This is a genomic window from Brevundimonas sp. (assembly GCF_030682035.1).
Classification (GTDB): Bacteria; Pseudomonadota; Alphaproteobacteria; order Caulobacterales; family Caulobacteraceae; genus Brevundimonas.
In genome coordinates, this window is record NZ_JAUXQZ010000024.1 from 1 (window position 1) to 1023 (window position 1023).

At 46.1% G+C, this 1023-nt stretch carries 1 protein-coding gene; it reads right to left on the reverse strand.

The window, feature by feature from the left end; translation table 11 throughout:
- A partial coding sequence (locus Q8K49_RS05335; protein ID WP_305304620.1) for a hypothetical protein occupies nt 1–870 on the reverse strand: 870 nt, incomplete at its 3' end.
- Nucleotides 871–1023: the final 153 nt, after the last annotated feature.

Below are 1023 nucleotides of genomic sequence, written 5' to 3' on the forward strand. Positions count from 1 at the left end.
ACTTGTGCCACACTCTGTTGTACAGGTTGCTGTATAGTTACCTGACTCAGACACTTGGATGCTTGCTCCTGTTATGCCAGTGCTCCAAGTTATCGTGCCGCCGGTACAACCTACAGCCGTTAAGGTCGCTTTCTCTCCATCACAACATACCGTCTTGTCTGTGCTGATTACTGGTACTGGTGGAGTTGGTTTCGTTCCGATTATTATCGTATTTGAGTTTCCAGAGCTTCCACAGCTTGTGGTACACGTTGCAGTGTAAGTTCCTGGACCTACTTCTTTGCTAGTGCCTACTCCCAATCCTGATGACCAAGTAATCGTTCCGCCAATACAGCCTGTTGCTGTTATTGTAGCTTTGTCGTTTGCACAAACACTGCTTACATTGCTTGTCAACACTGGTGCTGGCGGTGGTGTACCTGTTGTTATGGTCACTGTATTTGAAGCTGACGAGGTTCCACATGAATTAACACAGGTCGCTGTATAGGTTCCTGCTCCTACTTCTTTCGTTGTTCCAGTTCCCAAACCTAATGACCAAGTAATCGTTCCGTCTGCACATCCCGTTGCAGTCAACGTTGCTTTCTCTACCCCACAGATAACTGTTTTGTTGGTAGAAATCACTGGGGCTACTGGGGCTGGTCTAGTACCAATTGTTATCGTGTTTGAGTTTGGACTCTTGCCACAGATATTCTCACAATATGCAGTATAAGTACCTGCTCCTACTGTAATCGTTTGTGTTGTTGCTCCAGTACTCCATTTCAATGTGCCTATTGTACATACACTCGCAGTCAAAGTTACTTTTTCTGTTCCACATACATCTCCTCCTCCTGTTATGGTCGGTGCAGTAGGTGTTTGTAGTTTTTGTATCGTTATCACTTGTGAGCTTGCACTTGTGCCACACTCTGTTGTACAGGTTGCTGTATAGTTACCTGACTCAGACACTTGGATGCTTGCTCCTGTTATGCCAGTGCTCCAAGTTATCGTGCCGCCGGTACAACCTACAGCCGTTAAGGTCGCTTTCTCTCCATC